1 pseudogene is annotated in these 752 nt (G+C 44.1%); it reads right to left on the bottom strand.

Annotated elements, in window-relative coordinates:
* Nucleotides 1-752, bottom strand: a pseudogene (locus O3616_RS10045) (YSIRK signal domain/LPXTG anchor domain surface protein); the annotation flags it as partial.

Raw genomic sequence — 752 nt, 5'->3', positions numbered from 1 at the left:
CCATTTTGTTCTTTACCTTGGATATCTGTTGTTTCAGCTGGTGTTCCTTCTGGAGTCACTGGAGTTACTGTTGGTGTGTATTTAGCTGTTACTGGTGTGCCATTCTTATCTACACGTTTAACAGTTACGCCTGTGCCTTTCCCTGTGAAGTTCTTCTCTGGAGTGAACGTTACTGTACCGTCTGGATTTACTTTGTAAGTTCCTTCGCCTGGAATTGTCTTAGTTGTTGATCCATCTTCGAAGGTTGCTGGCACTTCATCATCCATTGGTACGTCTGGATTTCCTGGTTTGAATGTTGGTTTTCCAGTTTGTTCTTTACCTTGGATGTCTGTTGTTTCAACTGGGTCTGCGGTTGGGGTTACTGGGGTTACGTTTGGTGTGTATTTAGCCGTTACTGGTGTTCCGTTCTTATCTACACGTTTAACTGTTACTCCTGTACCTGCTCCTGTGAATGTCTTCTCTGGTGTGAACGTTACTGTGCCATCTGGTGCCACTGTGTATGTTCCTTCACCTGGGATTACTTTTTCTGTTGAACCATCTTCGAAGGTTGCTGGTACTTCATCATCCATTGGTACTTCATCAGCACCTGGTGTAAACGTTGGTTTACCTGTTTGTGTTTTACCTTGGATATCTGTTGTTTCAGCTGGTGTTCCTTCTGGAGTCACTGGAGTTACTGTTGGTGTGTAAGTTGTTTCTACCTTAGTTCCGTTAGTATCCTTCGCTACAACCTTAGCTGGATCTGGTGTGCCTGT

The sequence above is a fragment of the Streptococcus sp. 27098_8_86 genome, from assembly GCF_041432595.1.
GTDB lineage: Bacteria > Bacillota > Bacilli > Lactobacillales > Streptococcaceae > Streptococcus > Streptococcus pneumoniae_F.
This window is presented reverse-complemented; position numbering and strand designations above follow the sequence as displayed.